The organism is Methanotorris igneus Kol 5, assembly GCF_000214415.1.
GTDB lineage: Archaea > AGJL01 > Methanococci > Methanococcales > Methanococcaceae > Methanotorris > Methanotorris igneus.
The window spans coordinates 1,714,097-1,730,762 of record NC_015562.1; the positions used below are offsets into that span (position 1 = coordinate 1,714,097).

The 16,666-nt window shown below is 31.7% G+C and carries 15 protein-coding genes; 3 read left to right on the plus strand and 12 right to left on the minus strand.

The features are described from left to right. Window positions 1–19: 19 nt before the first annotated feature. From METIG_RS08415 to METIG_RS08445, 7 genes are all read right to left on the minus strand, one after another. Window positions 20–1,213: an ATP-binding protein gene (locus METIG_RS08415; protein ID WP_013799795.1), complete on the minus strand. Its 1,194-nt coding sequence runs from the start codon at window positions 1,211–1,213 to the stop codon at window positions 20–22. A 37-nt stretch (window positions 1,214–1,250) separates the two neighbouring features. Beyond that, on the minus strand, window positions 1,251–1,886 hold the full coding sequence (locus tag METIG_RS08420; RefSeq protein WP_013799796.1) for a hypothetical protein: 636 nt from the start codon (window positions 1,884–1,886) through the stop codon (window positions 1,251–1,253). Beyond that, window positions 1,876–2,892, minus strand: coding sequence for an ATP-binding protein (locus METIG_RS08425; RefSeq protein WP_013799797.1), 1,017 nt, complete (start codon window positions 2,890–2,892; stop codon window positions 1,876–1,878). Before METIG_RS08425 ends, METIG_RS08420 begins: the two co-directional genes overlap by 11 nt. A 248-nt stretch (window positions 2,893–3,140) precedes the next feature. After that, window positions 3,141–3,770, minus strand: coding sequence for a hypothetical protein (locus tag METIG_RS08430; protein WP_013799798.1), 630 nt, complete (start codon window positions 3,768–3,770; stop codon window positions 3,141–3,143). A gap of 15 nt (window positions 3,771–3,785) precedes the next feature. Then, on the minus strand, window positions 3,786–5,510 hold the full coding sequence (locus tag METIG_RS08435; protein ID WP_013799799.1) for a coiled-coil domain-containing protein: 1,725 nt from the start codon (window positions 5,508–5,510) through the stop codon (window positions 3,786–3,788). Further along, window positions 5,507–6,031: a hypothetical protein gene (locus METIG_RS08440; RefSeq protein WP_013799800.1), complete on the minus strand. Its 525-nt coding sequence runs from the start codon at window positions 6,029–6,031 to the stop codon at window positions 5,507–5,509. The genes METIG_RS08435 and METIG_RS08440 overlap by 4 nt, the downstream gene beginning before the upstream one ends. A 125-nt stretch (window positions 6,032–6,156) precedes the next feature. Further along, on the minus strand, window positions 6,157–8,562 hold the full coding sequence (locus METIG_RS08445) for a DEAD/DEAH box helicase (RefSeq protein ID WP_013799801.1): 2,406 nt from the start codon (window positions 8,560–8,562) through the stop codon (window positions 6,157–6,159). 255 nt (window positions 8,563–8,817) lie between these two features. Here METIG_RS08445 and METIG_RS08450 point away from each other — a divergent pair, with 255 nt between their 5' ends. Continuing rightward, entirely contained in the window at window positions 8,818–9,021 is a 204-nt protein-coding gene (locus tag METIG_RS08450) for a class III signal peptide-containing protein (RefSeq protein ID WP_013799802.1), read from the plus strand. A gap of 134 nt (window positions 9,022–9,155) precedes the next feature. Further along, on the plus strand, window positions 9,156–9,719 hold the full coding sequence (locus METIG_RS08455; protein WP_013799803.1) for an AAA family ATPase: 564 nt from the start codon (window positions 9,156–9,158) through the stop codon (window positions 9,717–9,719). A 157-nt stretch (window positions 9,720–9,876) separates the two neighbouring features. Here METIG_RS08455 and METIG_RS08460 read toward each other — a convergent pair whose 3' ends face one another. From METIG_RS08460 to METIG_RS08480, 5 genes are all read right to left on the minus strand, one after another. Then, window positions 9,877–10,956, minus strand: coding sequence for an archaeosine biosynthesis radical SAM protein RaSEA (locus METIG_RS08460; protein ID WP_013799804.1), 1,080 nt, complete (start codon window positions 10,954–10,956; stop codon window positions 9,877–9,879). An 88-nt stretch (window positions 10,957–11,044) separates the two neighbouring features. Beyond that, window positions 11,045–11,614, minus strand: a complete 570-nt coding sequence (locus METIG_RS08465; RefSeq protein ID WP_013799805.1) for a GMP synthase subunit A — start codon at window positions 11,612–11,614, stop codon at window positions 11,045–11,047. Between the two features lie 198 nt (window positions 11,615–11,812). Continuing rightward, on the minus strand, window positions 11,813–12,700 hold the full coding sequence (gene map / locus METIG_RS08470; RefSeq protein ID WP_013799806.1) for a type II methionyl aminopeptidase: 888 nt from the start codon (window positions 12,698–12,700) through the stop codon (window positions 11,813–11,815). A 21-nt stretch (window positions 12,701–12,721) separates the two neighbouring features. Further along, window positions 12,722–13,825 (minus strand): OBG GTPase family GTP-binding protein, encoded by a 1,104-nt coding sequence (locus tag METIG_RS08475; RefSeq protein ID WP_013799807.1) that lies wholly within the window; start codon window positions 13,823–13,825, stop codon window positions 12,722–12,724. 454 nt (window positions 13,826–14,279) lie between these two features. After that, window positions 14,280–15,215: a transposase gene (locus tag METIG_RS08480; RefSeq protein WP_013798476.1), complete on the minus strand. Its 936-nt coding sequence runs from the start codon at window positions 15,213–15,215 to the stop codon at window positions 14,280–14,282. Window positions 15,216–15,481: 266 nt separating this feature from the next. Between METIG_RS08480 and METIG_RS08485 the strand changes: the two genes are divergently transcribed. Further along, a complete protein-coding gene (locus tag METIG_RS08485) occupies window positions 15,482–16,651 on the plus strand; it encodes a preprotein translocase subunit SecD (RefSeq protein WP_013799808.1) in 1,170 nt (389 codons plus the stop codon). Window positions 16,652–16,666: the final 15 nt, after the last annotated feature.

Sequence of the window (16,666 nt, forward strand, 5' to 3'; positions counted from 1 at the left end):
TATAAAATTTTTTATTAACTCATCCCCCAAACTCCTCAGCCCATTTCTCATACTTCTCAATATCTTTTTTAGTCAAAGGACTTTTTATTTTCTTAAATGCCTCTTCAAAATCATCATTAGTTAGTGGTCTAACATTTAACTTTCTTTTTCTCAATTCGTTGTAGGGAAGTTTAGCCAATTCATGTAAGTCCTTATTCACATCCCTAATCATATTCCATATTGCCTCTTGACAGAGATTTTTCAAATCCCTACCAGAATAAAACCTTTCCACACACTTATCTGCAATTTCATCTAAATTAACATTCAACTTCACCCCTTTTGTGTTAATTTTAATAATCTCCTTTGTTGCCTCCTTATCTGGTAATGGAATATAAATTCTCCTTGAAAACCTTGACAAAATTGCCTCATCTAAATCCCATGGTGTATTTGTTGCTGCTAATGTCAATATTAACCTATCCCTCCCTTTATCTTGAAAACCATCCAATTCAGTTAAAAGGGTAGATAGCATCCTCCTTGATGCCTCACTTGTTTCTTCACTTCTTTTTGTGGTTAAGGCATCTATTTCATCTATAAACACTATACTTGGAGCCATCTCTCTTGCAACATCATACAATGCACTGATTATCTTTGAGGACTCTCCATAGTATTTGCTTAAAACAGATGATGCCTTCACATTAAAAAATGTTGCCTCTAAACTTCCAGCAGATGCAGATGCTAATAGTGTTTTACCTGTTCCTGGAGGACCAAATAACAAAATCCCTTTCCATGGCTGTATTGATGCTGGCTTTTGAAGTGCTGATATAACAATAGTTTCCATCATAAGTTGTTTAACTTCTTTCAACCCCCCTATGTCCTCCCATGTAATAGGAGATTTTTGTATTAGGTTGTTTTTCACAAAATTTTTAAACTTGTCAATTTCATCTTCTACCTCAGCTTTTGTAGTGTTTGATGATTCTGATTTTTTTGCAGGTTTGGATTTATTAACTTTTGATGGATTACTTATGCTATTTGCCACCATTTCCCATTTTTTAGCCTTCTCCAAATAACTTTTTTCATTGTATTCATCATACTTTGCCATCAACCTTAGCAACTTTGCACATTCTAATGCCTTTTTTTTAGCAATATCTAAGTTATTCTTCTCTTTTGCCATCTCATACTCTTTCTTAGCTTTTTTAAATTGACTCATTAATGCACCAGAGAGATCTATCTCCATAACACCACCACCAAAAATTAAATATTATATCTAAAATTTACTCTTTCAACACTTTTCTCAATTCTCTTTCAAAATCATCTTCTTTTTCCTGTTTTTTTTCATCGGATACTATTTCCTTTGCATCGTCAATATCCAATTCCCCCTCTTTAACTGCATGTATTGTATTTAATATATCCGCAATATCTTCATCATGTTCTTCTGATGCCGAGCTCAGCATATCGTCGGTGATGCCGAGAGCGTTATTTAGTGTTCCAATGATATTTTCACTGTTTATTTTCATATTAATTAAATGATTTTCCAACTCTTGTGGTGACATGCTGTTTAGCGTGTTCCATAAAGGCGTGGATTTTAAAATTTCTTCATTTTCTTTTATTACCAACAGGTTATCTACGAATCTCATTTGTTTGTTTAATAGAGCATGGGAGTTTTGTAATTGTTTTTTTCTTTGACTGAGAGTTTTTATTTTTGTAGCAATTGTTAATTCTTCACTTTTACTTTTAGAACTCTTTGCCTTTTCAAATAACATTGCAATTTGGTTGTCTATTTTTGAAATTTCATCTTCTAATTTTTTAACTTGAATGTCTAATTTTATTTTTGACTCTTTTAGTTTATTTAGTGGAATATTTAGTGGATTTTTATTTTTAGAGAATAGATTTTTTAATTTAGTTAGCATTTTTACCACCCCCTAATTTTATGGCTTCCCATTCAATTATTGAAGTTGGTTTTATTACACCATTAACAACATCATAAAACAAAATTTCATTTTTTATTAGGAATTTAACATCTTCAAAGATTTCATCTTCAAAATCATCAATATTTACTTTAATTTTTTCCTTAAATTTACTTAAAACTTTTAATAGATTCTCTTTTCTTTCTTTATTTGATTTTAGTAGATAAACTAACCTATCTTTCTCAATATTTATCCACCTCCTTATTGTCTCTTCAACAGACAAACCAAGTTTTTTATTGTTTATTAGTTGGGAAACCTCATAAGGTAATGATAGATAATTTATAGCATAATCTATCTCCTCTTCATTAAACCCTTCTTCTTCTAATATATCCTTAATACAATCTCTATTTAGCCAATCTATTAAGTAGTATTCAGAAGCATTTTTTAAAGTTGAGTTTTGATATATTTCCTCTATAAATAGAGTATCAGAAGTTAAGCAAATAACATGACATAGATGTTCCATTTTAGTTAATGAAACAAAGAGATTGAATAATTCATTTAACAATGATTTCTCTCCATTAAAATAGATATTTTTTAATTTTTGCAACTCATCAATTATTAAAACTGGTTTTTTTCCTTCTTTGATAACAGCATTTATACTTTCGTTTATCTTAGCAAAAACATCATTTAAAGATAGATTTTTAAAATCCTGATTTTTCTCAATCCCAAACTTAAAAACACCTAAATTAAACTCCAATTTATTTGGAAGATATTTTTTATCAGATTTTTCAAAGAAGATACTTAAAAACTCATCCTTTGTAGGTGTGGCATATTTTCTTAGGTTATAGTAGAAAAAAACTATATCTTCTGATAACTCTTTAATAACCCTCCTCATTACTGTTGATTTCCCTGATGATTTAGGTCCATAGACAAAGAGGATAGAGTTAGGCTCTAATTGGCAATAGGTTTTTAAATAATTTAGTTCTTTTTCTCTATTATAGAATTTCATAATTTCACCATTTTAGCAAGAGTTTTATTTATTAAAATAAACGCTCATGTTCATTCAAGATTATCTAATGTATAGGGTGTGTTTATTTATAGTTGCAGGGTTGAGGTATATAAATGGGTCTATAAATAAACCCCTCCAAACAAAAACCAAACATCAGATAATCATAATTGAGGATGAGCGTTTTAATAAATTTGAAAACCATTATTTCTCCCCTTAAATTTTATTTTAAAAAAATAAAAATTTAAAAATTATTTCTCCTTCTCTAATCTCTTAAATAACTCTTCATCATCCTCTTCTTTAGTATCTAAATCTAAGTTCTCAACAATCTCATCCACCTCTATATCCCCACTTTCTGCCTGGTTCCAAGCCTCAAATAACTTCTTCTCTGCACTGTCAACCTCTTCATCAAATTCATCTATCCTCATCTCAAAGACCTTATTTAACCCCTCAACTACACTGTCAAATTCCTTACTATCTAATATTATTTCACTCAACTTTGCCTCCAACAACTCTGGTTGTATATTAGTAATTTTATTCCACATTCCTATATTTTTCAATTCTTTTTCGTATTTTTTAACAATTAAAAGGTTATTTACAAAATTAAACTGCTTTTGGTAAGTTAAGAAAGTTTTATACTTCAACCTCATTTCCATTTCAATACTTTTTATATCCTGTGCGAGCATCTTTTTTGTAAGGACATCAGCACCAATACCCTCTTTGAATAGTTGCTTTTTCTGTTTATCCAGTGATTTTATTTCCTTCTTTACTCTATCTAACTTACTTTTTAACCTAATCTTCTCTCCCTCTAAATCTCTTATAGTTAATTTTTCTATTGGGTTTTTTTGGAATTTTCCTTTTATTTTGTTCCATAAACTCATAATCTCACCTCAACTTTATTTTTTGATAAGAACAAAGCCCACTTCTTCAATATATTTGGTTTCCCCTTTTTCATATTCATAAAATACCTTTTTTGCCACCCTTTCATCTCCAATCTCATTAATTGCTTCTTCTAATGTGATGTAGCCTTTTAGGACTATATTTTCATCAATGTATCTTTTTAATCTTTCTATTTTCTCTGCATCAAATTCTAAACTCATCAATGGTGCGAATGCCTTTGCATACTCATCAACCTCATTATAGTATAATTCTCCAGTTTCAACATCAAGAAGCGCGAGAGCAATCTTTTTAGATAAGTATCTCATTTTGAAATTATCAGAATTAACAAATTCAACAACTTCTTTTTCAAAACCTGTTGGTGAGGCAATTAACAACACAACTTTATCAAAGTTATACGCCTTTACATTTTCTATCACCTCAACTACTTTACCCAACGATATTGGATAGACATCAAAACCCATCTTCTCATAATTTTCTCTATTTGTTAAAAACATCCCAACTAACATTATCTCCATCCTTTTACCAAATGGAATGAGTTTTTTCTCTTTCAATATTGCCTTTATTTGTTTATTTTTGGGAAGTTTTGAATTATTTGAGTCCCAAGATTCTTCAATGGATACTACATTAAATATCCTATTATCTACCCTTATACCACTATCTTTCATTTCATCCAATTTCTTATCCAACCTTCCAACAAACCACTCCTCATAGGACAGAGCGTTTTCCAACTTAACAAACCTTGACCCTACTTTCTTAGCCTCTCTTATTTTTCTTAAAATATTTTCCAATTCATCCTTCTTCTCTTTCAGTTCATTTTTTTCGGATTCTAATAGTTTTATTTTTTCATTCAGTTCCTCAATAAGTTCTTTATAACTTTTTTCAATATTTTCCACTTCCTTCTTTAATCTCTCCTGAAGTTCCTTATTTTTCTCCATTTCAATTTCCATCTTTATTTTCTCTTTTTCAATTTCGAACTTTCTTTTTAATTCTTCCTTCATTTCTTCAATTTTTGCCAATTCTACTTCTTTTTTATGCTTAAATTCCTCCTCTAACTTTCTTTTTTCCTCATACACTAAATTATGAAGTTTATTAATCCTATTTTCAAGTTCGTTGATTTTGCTATCCACACCAGTTATGAAGTCGCTAAACCAATCTATTTCCCTCATAGCCCTGAATATTGCCTCATCCATCTTACTCTTATATTCTTCCCATTTTGTCTTTGCATAGTCCCTTATTGGAAGTTTTATTGTGTGGTCTTTTACAAGTTCTTCAACTTTCTTTCCAATATTGTTGTAGTATTCTTTAAGGAGATTCAAAGTTTCATTTGTGCCATCTCTATTTGCCTTACTTATTTCCCTTAAAATGTCCTCCACAGTCCAAAGTTCAAATACATTATACTTTAAGATATACTCAACAAGTTGAAGTTCTTTAAAACTATATCTCTTAATTCCTGGGAATGATTCGTTGTTATGGTAAAAACTAAATGCAAGTGTTGCTAATGCCCATTCAAAGTCCCTTCTTACTACTCTATCAACATCTTTACAGAAGGTTCCACACTCTCCGTCTTTGTATTTTTCATAATCCTCCTTTATCCTATTCCACAAATCCACTCTTTTCTCATAAGGTTCATATATTATGTCATACCCTTCTCTTAATACCCTATTTGCTTTCTTCTTTAGTTCTTCCAATTTTTTGTAATCCCCTTCTGAAAATAAACTCATAACAACCCCTCAATAAATAGTTTCATGTCATTGTCAATTTTATTTTTTATTAAATCCACACTTTCACCATAGCCCTCAATTTCAAAGTTTATTATTAATTTATTCCCTTTTTCTTTTAATTTAATTGAAATGGAACAACTGCCCTTTTTTGTATATGCTTCATATTTTTTTGTATCATTTATAGAGCATTCATAACTTGCACCAATTTTTGCCATAAGATATTTTAAAAAACCCTCTACAACTTCTTTTTTATCGGCAACTTCATAGTTTAATGTGATTTTTTTTGAGGGTATTGTTTTTTTCACCTCCTTAATTTCATATACCTTTACTTTCTCCTCAGGATTTCCTTCCAAACGGGACATAATGTCTTTTATAAAATCATCTATGTTATCTACATCTACAATTATTGCCATTTTCCTTATTTTCTCTATACTTCCCCTATTCGACCACCTCTCAATTAGGTAGTCAATTCTCTTTCTCTCAGAATCTTTCTCATAATCCACCACTACCAAATATGTCATAATATCACAAGATATAATTTGGAATTTAATACTATATAAAAGTTTCGGTTTTTTGGTGTTGTGTTGTATTATCCATTTTGGAGAAATATAATTAAAAAAACTAAATATTTAAGTTAAGGAATCTACTATTTTTGATATGGATTTTCTATTCTCTCTTTTAATTCCTTTGCTCTAATTGCATAGTTTTTATTGTATATGTTACCAATCCTTTCTATTGCATCCAACAATTTAATCACATTTTCCAAGTATGTGTAAATATCCCCACTGTAAGTTTGGATTCTATAATCTTCATAGAGTATTTTTGAGATCTGTGATGGTGTTTTTTTATTCATCCTCAAATTTATGATGGTCTTTGATATTTTTGGAATAACTTCTTCCTCTTCCTCAAATTCCAAGATAATTGGTATTAGCATTTCCTTTAAATGTTTCTCTCTAACTCTCTCAAAGTTCTCTTTTATTATCTGCAGTGCATCAACGAATCTTGAAGGAATATTTATGTGAAATATCCTTGATAGTTTATTTTTTAGTGATGGGGAAATGTAGATGTTGTCAAATGGCAAAATTTTCACAATTAACTCCATAATTTCCTCTTTATTTTTAATTGCTTCCCTTATAATCTCTGCATCTTTTGGGTATAGGAAGGATATTGAAGTTGCATATCCATATTTTGTTGGATATACATTATTTCCAATCACTTCAACCATACCATATCCTCCCAATTTATTGAGAACATAATCTAAATCCAAATTTCTACCAAGCAACGGAACTCTGTCCAATTCAAATTTATTTGTTATTCCAGCAGTTATTGTGGCGAGTATTTGTTCTAACTCTTCATCCTCATTGTATTCAACATTAACATCTTCTGGCTCAGAGTTTAGGAGTTTAAATGCCACTTCATCCTCGCTCATTTCCATCTTTGCATGATACTTCTTCCCTATTTCAACCAGCAAATAGACCTTTCCAATATCGTGCATTCCCTTTCTTCCTGCCCTTCCACACATCTGTTGGAATTCAGATGGATTTAACCAATCCCCTCCCATCGCCAAACTCTCGAGTATTACTGTAGATGCTGGAAAATCAACCCCCGCAGCAAGTGCAGCTGTTGTTACAACGCACATGATTTTTTGGTTTAAAAAATCATCCTCTACCCTTCTTCTCCTTGAATACTCCATACCTCCATGGTAGTAATCTGCCTTAATTCCTTTTGAATTTAAAAACCTCGCTATGTATTCTGCCCTTTTTCTTGAGTAGGTGAAAATTAAACTCTGCCCTCTATAGCCATATTTGGATATTGTGTTGAACTCTCTTTTTACAATCTCCCTAATCAAATTTAACTTGTTATATTCATTCTTTGCAAATATTACGTGTCTCTCTAATGGGACTGGTCTCCCATTGTATATTATTGCCCTTGCATTTAGTTTTTTTGCAAGTTCGTTTGGATTTCCAATTGTGGCAGAGAGATAAATCATTTGGGCATTAAACAACTCTCTCAATCTTCCAATCAATCCATCTAACCTTGCTCCTCTATCTTCCATGTTGAGGGAATGAATCTCATCAATAACAACAGTCCCCACATCCTTTAATTTTTTAGTTCTTATTAAATAATCAATTCCCTCATAAGTACCAACAATAATATCCGCATTTATGTCAGTGTTTATTTCTTCTTTTGGTTTGCTTAATCTTCCCATTCCTACCCTTAAAGATACTTTTAGCCCCAATTTTTCATACCTCTCTTTAAATTCAAGATACTTTTGATTTGCTAATGCTACAAGTGGCACTAAAAACAGAAATTTTCCTTTACCTTCTAATAGATTTTTAATTCCTGCAAGTTCGCCAATGAGTGTTTTTCCAGAAGATGTGGCTGACATTATAAGGAGATCTTTATTCTCCAATAACCCACCTTTAACAGCAAGTGTTTGGACTGGAAGGAGTTCTTCTATTCCCCTTTCTTTTATAATTTCCTTTAATTCTTTGGGAATGCTTAATTCATCTATTTTATAGTTTTCTATTTTATCCTCTTCACTTCCTACTAATACATCGTATCTTGTCAATTCTGGGTTATCTAATGGTCTGTTTGTTTTGAATATTTCTATTACTCTTTCAACGTCCCTAAATCTCTTCAAAAGTTTTCTAATAAACTCTTCGTTAATATTGACTTCATTTTTAACTTCTTCGATGGCACAATCTAAGCATATACACCTACCATAGTAACTGTATTTGTCATAAAGTTCTTTATATTTCCCTTTTGTTAAGCAAAATGGACACAACTCAATATATTCATATTTTAAATTGTTTGTTTTTAGAAAATCCTCTATTCTTAAGGTCTCTTCATCTTTGCTTAGGAGAATCTTGTTGTTCTTTAAAATATTCATGAACTTTGCTGGTTGGATTAATTTGTCTTCCTCTCTACATTTATATGGCCTTATCTTATTCCCTTCTTTTCTCAATAAGGCATAATATTTTTTCTCGTTGATTAAATCTACAACCTCAATTTCATCCTTCTTTTTCTTAGGTTTTCTAATTATAAGCATGATATCACCTAAATAAGTATAAGGAGCTTTACATCAATCGCCAATTTGGCAAAACCTTTAGGTTTTGCCGTAGTACTTCTCTTTTTTCTTTTACTTTTCCCAACCCAATAATTCCGTTCATTTCGTATAGATATATATAGGATAATGAATTAGATATCTTTATTAAACACCTAACCATAATTCACAACCAACCTTCTCATAGAATTGTGCTTTTAGTGTTAATTATAATTTTTTGACTTAAACAGGTGAATTATCATGTTAAAAAAAGTTAAAAAATTAATACACTCTACCAGGGGGCAAATATCCTTAGAGTTCTCAATTCTTATGGCTGCAATTGTGTCTGCTGCAGTTATTGCTGGATATTACATAATTGCAAGTTCAAAAGATGTTGGACACAATAACATAGATGCAATAAATCATACCTACAATGTTACTATGAAAGCATTAAATAAAGTATAGTTGTTCGCGTTAATGGTTGGTTACAACTGCCAATAAATTTAAGGTGAATAAGTCAAATTTTGAAATTTAATATGGCAAAATAGGGTTTTACCGTATAATTTCGCGAACAACTATAACTTAACAGGAGGATGACTATGGTTGAGGTGCTAATAGGGATTACAGGGATGCCGGGTTCTGGAAAGAGTGCTATAAAGGAAGTAGCAAAAAAGTTTAACATTCCAGTAGTTTCAATGGGGGATGTGGTTAGGGAAGAGACAAGAAAGAAGGGTCTGGAATTAACTCCCGAAAATGTTGGTAATATGGCAATAAAGTTGAGAGAAATGTATGGAAAAGAGGCTATTGCAGTGCCGTGCTTAAAATATATTGAAAAATATTTTGCAAATTATGATTTTGTTATAATTGAGGGTGTTAGAAGTTTATATGAAGTCAACTATTTTAAAAAATACTATCCGTTCTTAACCATTGCCATACATGCTTCTCCAAAAACACGATTTGAGAGATTAATGAAGAGGAAAAGAGAAGATGACACCATGGATTGGGAAGAGTTTGTTAAGAGGGATATGAGAGAGTTGGGCTTTTCCATTGGTGGAGTTATTGCACTTGCAGATTACATGATTGTTAATGAAGGGGATTACAAGAGTTATTTGCAAGAATTGGAAAGAACTCTGAAAAAAATTATAGACTCATTCAAAAAATAATGTAAATAATGTAATACAAATTATGGTCATGTGCATTGTAATTTAAACTAAAACTACAATAAATTTTAAGATGTTATACTCCCATATCAAAATTTAACGGCAAAACCAAAGGTTTTGCCGTATGTCTTCTGCACATGACTATAATTTATTATATATTTTAATACTTATCCCCCAAAGGAACGATGTTCTTTTCTTCCATCTCAATAAAACCTTCCCAATATTTTCTGCATTTACATTCAACATCTAAAACATCGATATCTTGCGTTAATGTGAATTTTTCTATTGCATTTTTTATTTTATAGTTGCATTCACAACCATATAAATTATGTGCTCCTCTTTTTGTAGGAATACCTGAGGTATCACACATAACGATCTTGTCTGGATTTTTTGATTTGACTTCTTTTAATATTTCAATTATACTCCATAAAAATGGAGGGCGGTATTGATTCTTTGACCAGAAATATTCCATCAATGTCCCTTTGTGGACTGTTGCTGGACAGAAAGAAACTCTACTACATCCAACTTCAAATGCTTTATTTGCTGAGTTTATTGCATCCAATATAGCATCTTTTTCAGTTATAAAGAGGGGTTTTATTAGTAAATATGCCTTTATCCCAACATTATATTTTTTCGCAATGTTTATAGCATTTATTATGTCTTCTGTTGTAACACCTTTATGAATAGCAATGTTCCTAATCTCTTCGTTAAACGTCTCAACCCCTACACCAATCTCAACATTTATATCTTTAATATATTCCCTAATATTCTTTAAGTTCTCTTCTGTTATAAATTCTGGTCGTGATTCAATTGCTATTTCTTTTAATTTCCCTTCTTCTTCCAACTTTCCCAATCTCTCAAAAATATATTCCTTTGCTTCTCTTGGCACTTCAAATTCATCCAAAAAACTCCCAGATGTGAAGATTTTTACGCTGAACTCATCCAAATCTTTTACTTTTTCAATGGCATAATCAAACTGTTTCTTTAAGTTCTCTGCAGATATTGGAGTTGGGGACGAATCCATCAAATAACTACACATCGTGCATCCTCCACTTTCATACGCCCATCTGCATCCAACTGTTCTAAGTATAATGGTGAGGGATTTCCCAATACTTTTATCCAAAAAAATATCATCTTGAACCCATGTGGCAATTGGTTTATTTGGATTTGATTCTTTTCTTTTCTTTAGATGTTTTTCTCTCATTTTTTTTAAAAAAAGTTCAGAATAGTTTTCAATCATAATTATAACACCTTAAAAAATTTTTAGCATATTTAGATGTTTTTGAAAAATTTATACCACAAAAATAGGTTTTAAAATTTATAAAAAATTATTCATCAAACTTAAATCCGCAAACTTTACAAAAGTTCTTCAAAATCTCTGAGCCATATTCAGTATGTGCTACCTCAGGATGGAATTGGACTCCATAAATTGGTTTTTTCTTATGCTTCATTGCCTCAACTTCACATATATCTGAGTATGCAAGAATCTCAAAATCTTCTGGAACTTTTTTAACCTCATCCTTGTGTGATGCCCAAGCGTTGAACTCTTTTGGAACATTTTTAAATAAATCATTCTCCTCTATAACATACACCTTTGTGCTTGCATATTCCTCTGCTTCTGCCCTTCCAACTTCTCCGCCGTATGCTTTTGCTATGAGTTGATGCCCTAAGCAAATACCCAATATTGGAAGTTTTGCATTTAAAGCTATATTTATACAGTTCTTTGCTTTTTCAATATCTGGCCCTCCACTTAATATAATGCCCTTTATTTCTTCGTTCTGCTCAATTTCTTCCAATGGTGTTGTATTTGGGATGATTTTTGAAGGAACTCCCATATATTTCAAACTCCTATATATCCTATGGACATACTGCCCGCCGTTGTTTAAAATAACTATCACAATCTCAACCCCTTAAAATTGTTAAATATATAGTCGTTTGCGGGATTTCTTGGCATAATGGAATTGAAAGAGGTCAAAATTATTTAAATAAGGCATAATTCATCTTTTTAATTTTGATTAAGTTTTCAACCTTTATAACGCAAACAACCAATAGTTTTTGTAGTAAAATAAAAATATTATTCATTTGAAAGTGCAGGTTTATTTAGTTACAACCTCAACACCATTTTCAGTAATCAATACTGTATGTTCTGCCTGTGTAACCATTCCATTGTTTCTCTCAACTAAGGTAGGGTAACTATAAACGCACCCTGCCATAATCAAACTCTTTAATGCTGTTTTGAATTTTGGATTTTCTTTGACAACCCATCTTTCGGCAAATGGTAAATAAGGATATTCTTTCTCTATCTTCTTTAATAATGTTCTTGCAGTAGGTAATCGCATAGGTTTTGAGGTTATAAATTTATATATATGCCCAACACTCCCATCCTTAACCATTCCAAACCCATCAGTTGCGAATGGCTCAATTGCAACCAAATCTCCAACATCAACAACATCATTAGTTCGCTCTTTAACATTTGGAATGCTTATACCTGAATGCAGAACATACCTATACATAACATGCCCAGAGAGGTTTGAAATTGGCTTATATCCATAACTATTAATAACTTCTTCAATAATCCTCCCCATTTCACCAACATTCATTGGGGGGTTTATTTCTTTAATTACCGTTTCTAATGCATCCTCTGCTGCCTTTTTTAAATCATTATAGGAATTTGATAAATCAACAGTAATGGCAGTATCTGCAATATACCCATCAACATGAGCTCCTAAATCTAATTTTACAACATCATTCTCTCCAAATATTTTATCATCATTATGACATGGAGTGTAATGGGCAGCAATATTGTTTATTGAAATATTGCACGGGAATGCTGGTTCTCCACCCAATTCCTTAATTCTATTCTCAACGAACTCTGCCACATCATACAACTTAACTCCTGGCTTTATCATCTTTATTGCCTCTTCTCTTACCTTAGATACTATTTTACCCGCTTCTATTATTTTATTGTATGTTTCCTCATTCATTACAACCACATTGCCAAATTTTTACTTGCTTCTCTTTATAACAATCGTTAAAATGTCTTCATCTTCCAAAACGTGGTCTAATCCAACCCTCTGCCCAGGGTGTTTTGCTGATTTACCCCAAACTTGGGCATATCTGAAGTTCTCAACGAAATCTCTGTGCAATTTGTTACACACATCTCTAACAGTTGAACCCCTCAACATAATGAGAGGTTCATCAAAATCAGGTTTCTTTCCTTGAGGTTTTAAATATATCTTTATAAATCCAAGTGTGTTATATATAGCTTCCTTTAATTTATCAAGGTTAATTTCTTTATGCCCCGATACAAGAACATGAGGTCTATCCTTTAATTTCTCTTCAATCTCCTTCAATTGCTCCTCAGTTGCCAAATCAATCTTATTTACAACAACTAATGATGGGATGTAAACCCTATTGCCCATGATAACATCAATAAGTTGGTCTGCGGTTATGTCTTCCCTTATAACGACATCTGCGTTGTGTATTTTGTATTCATTCAAAATTGCCACTATGGTCTCCTCATCTAAATGAGTTAATGGGACTGTTGTGTTTACTGTTATTCCTCCTCTCTCTTTTCTAACAATTTTCACATCTGGTGGCTGTTGATCCAATCTAATACCAACATTAAACAACTCTTTTTCAATAACTGGTAAATGCTCTAATGAAAAAACATCAACTACAAGCAATATCAAATCTGCACTTCTCACCGCTGCTAAAACTTCAGTTCCTCTACCTTTACCAGAAGAAGCTCCTGTAATAATACCCGGAGCATCCAAAACTTGGATCTTTGCCCCTTTATATTCCATAATTCCGGGGACTATTTTTAATGTGGTAAATGCGTAAGCCCCAACTTCTGAATGAGCATTTGTTAATTTATTTAGTAGGGTTGATTTCCCAACTGATGGGAATCCAACAAATGCTACTGTTGCATCTCCTGATTTTTTTACGGCATAACCATGACCGCCTCCACCACCCCTCTGTCTGTTCTGTTCTTCTCTCAATTTTGCAAGTTTTGCCTTCAATCTTCCAATGTGTTTTTGAGTAGCTTTGTTGTATGGGGTGTTTTTTAATTCCTCTTCAATCCTCCTAATTTCTTCTTCAATGCCCATGTTCTCACCGAAAATATAAGTGTTCCTAAAAAATATATAGTCGTGTGCGTTGGAAAGGTTTTTTGGCAAAATCCAAGGGATTTTGCCGTATATCTTTTGGCAAAACTAAAAGTTTTGCCGTATAATTTGGAATATGCTATTAGTAAATTTTTAAGGTTAATGCGTTATTTCAAATTTTAATGAATGCATAACGATTATAGTTGTGTGCGAATTTTTTTAAACTTATTATAAAAACTTATAAAATTTTAAGTGGTCATTTTTCCTCCTTTAAATTTTGAAATTGAGTGTTTAATACTCCATAAATTTTATTAAAGTTATGTTCATCGAAGCGAAGCTTCGAGCAGCGAAAACTCCGCAGGAGTTTTCGCCTAAATTTCTAACGCACACAACTATATTTGAAATTTATTGATTATAAGAGGTTGTCGAAAAATTATTTCATCAATGAATTTAAATATTACTCTCTAATACTAATAACTCTCATTAGTGTTAAAATATTATGAACGATTGCTACTGCTAAAGTAGCTCTACATCTACTTTCAGGTAGTTTTTCATTTAGAGTTAATCTAAATTTAGTTTTTAGCCCTCCAAATATCGCTTCTATTACCCCTCTAATTTTATACAGTTTCTTATCAAACAATTTTTTAACTTTCTTTCTGATTTTAGAAATACCGTAATCCCATTTAAACTCTTTTGTTTTAACTATTGGAATGAGGTCTATGGATAACAACTCTCTAAGTAAATCTTCATCATCGTAACCACCATCCAACAATATTATCGCACCTTTCACAAAATCTAAAGATTTTATCATTTTTAGTAAGTTTTTACTGTCTGAACTATATCCATTATCCCATTTTACCATAACAATCGAAATTAATCCATAATCTTTATAATAGCAAGCTAATACGTGCATTTTGTCAAAAACCCGATACTTTACCTTTTTTATTTCATTATTCACAACTCTGATTCTTTCACAATACACTCTTAATAAATGGACTCCAGTGGAATCAGCTATGTAAATTATAACCGATGATTTTAACGAATTAGCAATAATTAAGTGTAATCCAACGATTATTTTAGTTAAATCGCTTATTTTAATCCTCTGAAAAGCTTTTCCGTATGTGGAGCTATCTATATGCTTTTTATGTAAATAATCGGAAAGAGTTTCTAAATCTCTTAAACTAATTCTAAAAATGTGTTTTATTATTAGAGTAGCTATATATTCATTGTAACTTATAGCTAAAGGCCTTCCTACTTTGCGTTTTTCTTTATATGGAAGTAAAATATTTATAATAAATGAAACAAAATCATAAGTGTACTTAATATTGAATATCTTAAACCTCTTATCGTAGGCTTTCCAGTATCCTTTTCTTTTGGTTTTTCTGCCGCTCATAATTATTATTACTATTATTTATAGTATTCGTATTTTTCGACAACCTCAAGAAAAAATTTAAATATAAGTTAAAAATGTCCTAATAACTATGTTTTATAAATTTCTAATACCTTATTGTGTTTGTGCATTTATGGTAGTTTTACGAATGAGTGTCACAATATTATTATCTTAAAACTCAATTAATGCTATGTTTCATGAACATTTAATTACATTCATATTTTTGCAAAATGGCATAAAACTTTCAATAAAATCCTTGAGGAGATAGTATGAAACTTTTAAAAGATAGCAAAATATTAATACTCTTAATTTCTCTCGTGGCTTCTATATTGCTAATAGCATTTAAAGGCGTTTCTCTTGGTATTGATTTAAGTGGGGGTTCTATAATTGTATTAAAATCTGAAAGACCAATGACTGATGAGGAAATAACATTGACTGTTGATATTCTTGGAAAAAGGTTGAATGCAAATGGGTTAAGTGACGTTAGAATTTATCCAAGGGGAAATGACGAAATCATTGTTGAAATTCCAAAAAGTGCTGATTTGGAAAGAATAGAGAAAATTTTGAGTAAACAGGGAGTTTTTGTTGCAAAAATTGATAACATAACTGCTTATACAGGAAAAGACGTCAAAAGTGTAGAAATTCCTCAAAAAATACCACAAGGAAATTCTTGGGCTTATGGTGTGCCGTTTGAATTAACATTAGAAGGGGCTAAGAAATTTGCAGAAGTGGCAAAAGGAAAAGCGTATCACAGAGTTGAGCTCTACATGGATGGAAAGTTGATAAGTGCTCCAGTGCTAGCAGAAGAACTTACCGATGGTAAACCACATCCAAGACAGGTTATTACTGTTGGGCCTTATCCACCAACAAAAGAAGAAGAAGACGAAGCGATGGCAATTTATACAGCATTGAAATCAGGTTCTTTACCGGTTAAAGTTGAGATTGAATATGTAAGCTCCATATCCCCAACACTTGGAAAGGAATTTGTTAAAGGAGCATTGATTGCTGGTTTGTTGGCATTTATTGCTGTTGGACTTGTGGTTGGAGTAAGATATAAGCAACCAAAAATTGTACTACCAATCTTATTCACATGTGCATCAGAGATTTTGTTGATATTAGGCTTTGCTTCCTTAATTGATTGGAAGATTGATTTAGCATCAATTGCAGGTATTATTGCGGCTGTAGGGACGGGTGTAGATGACCAAATAGTCATAACTGATGAAGTACTGAAAGGGACAAAGAAACTCAAAAAAAGTATAAAAAGAGCGTTCTTCATTATATTTGCAGCAGCAGGAACAACAATTGCAGCAATGACACCTTTATTTGTCATGGGGGTTGGAATGCTTAAAGGGTTTGCAATAACAACAATAGCAGGGGTTTTAATTGGTGTATTTATCACAAGGCCAGCATTCGCAAGAATTATTAAATACATTGTCTAAATTATAGTCGTGTGC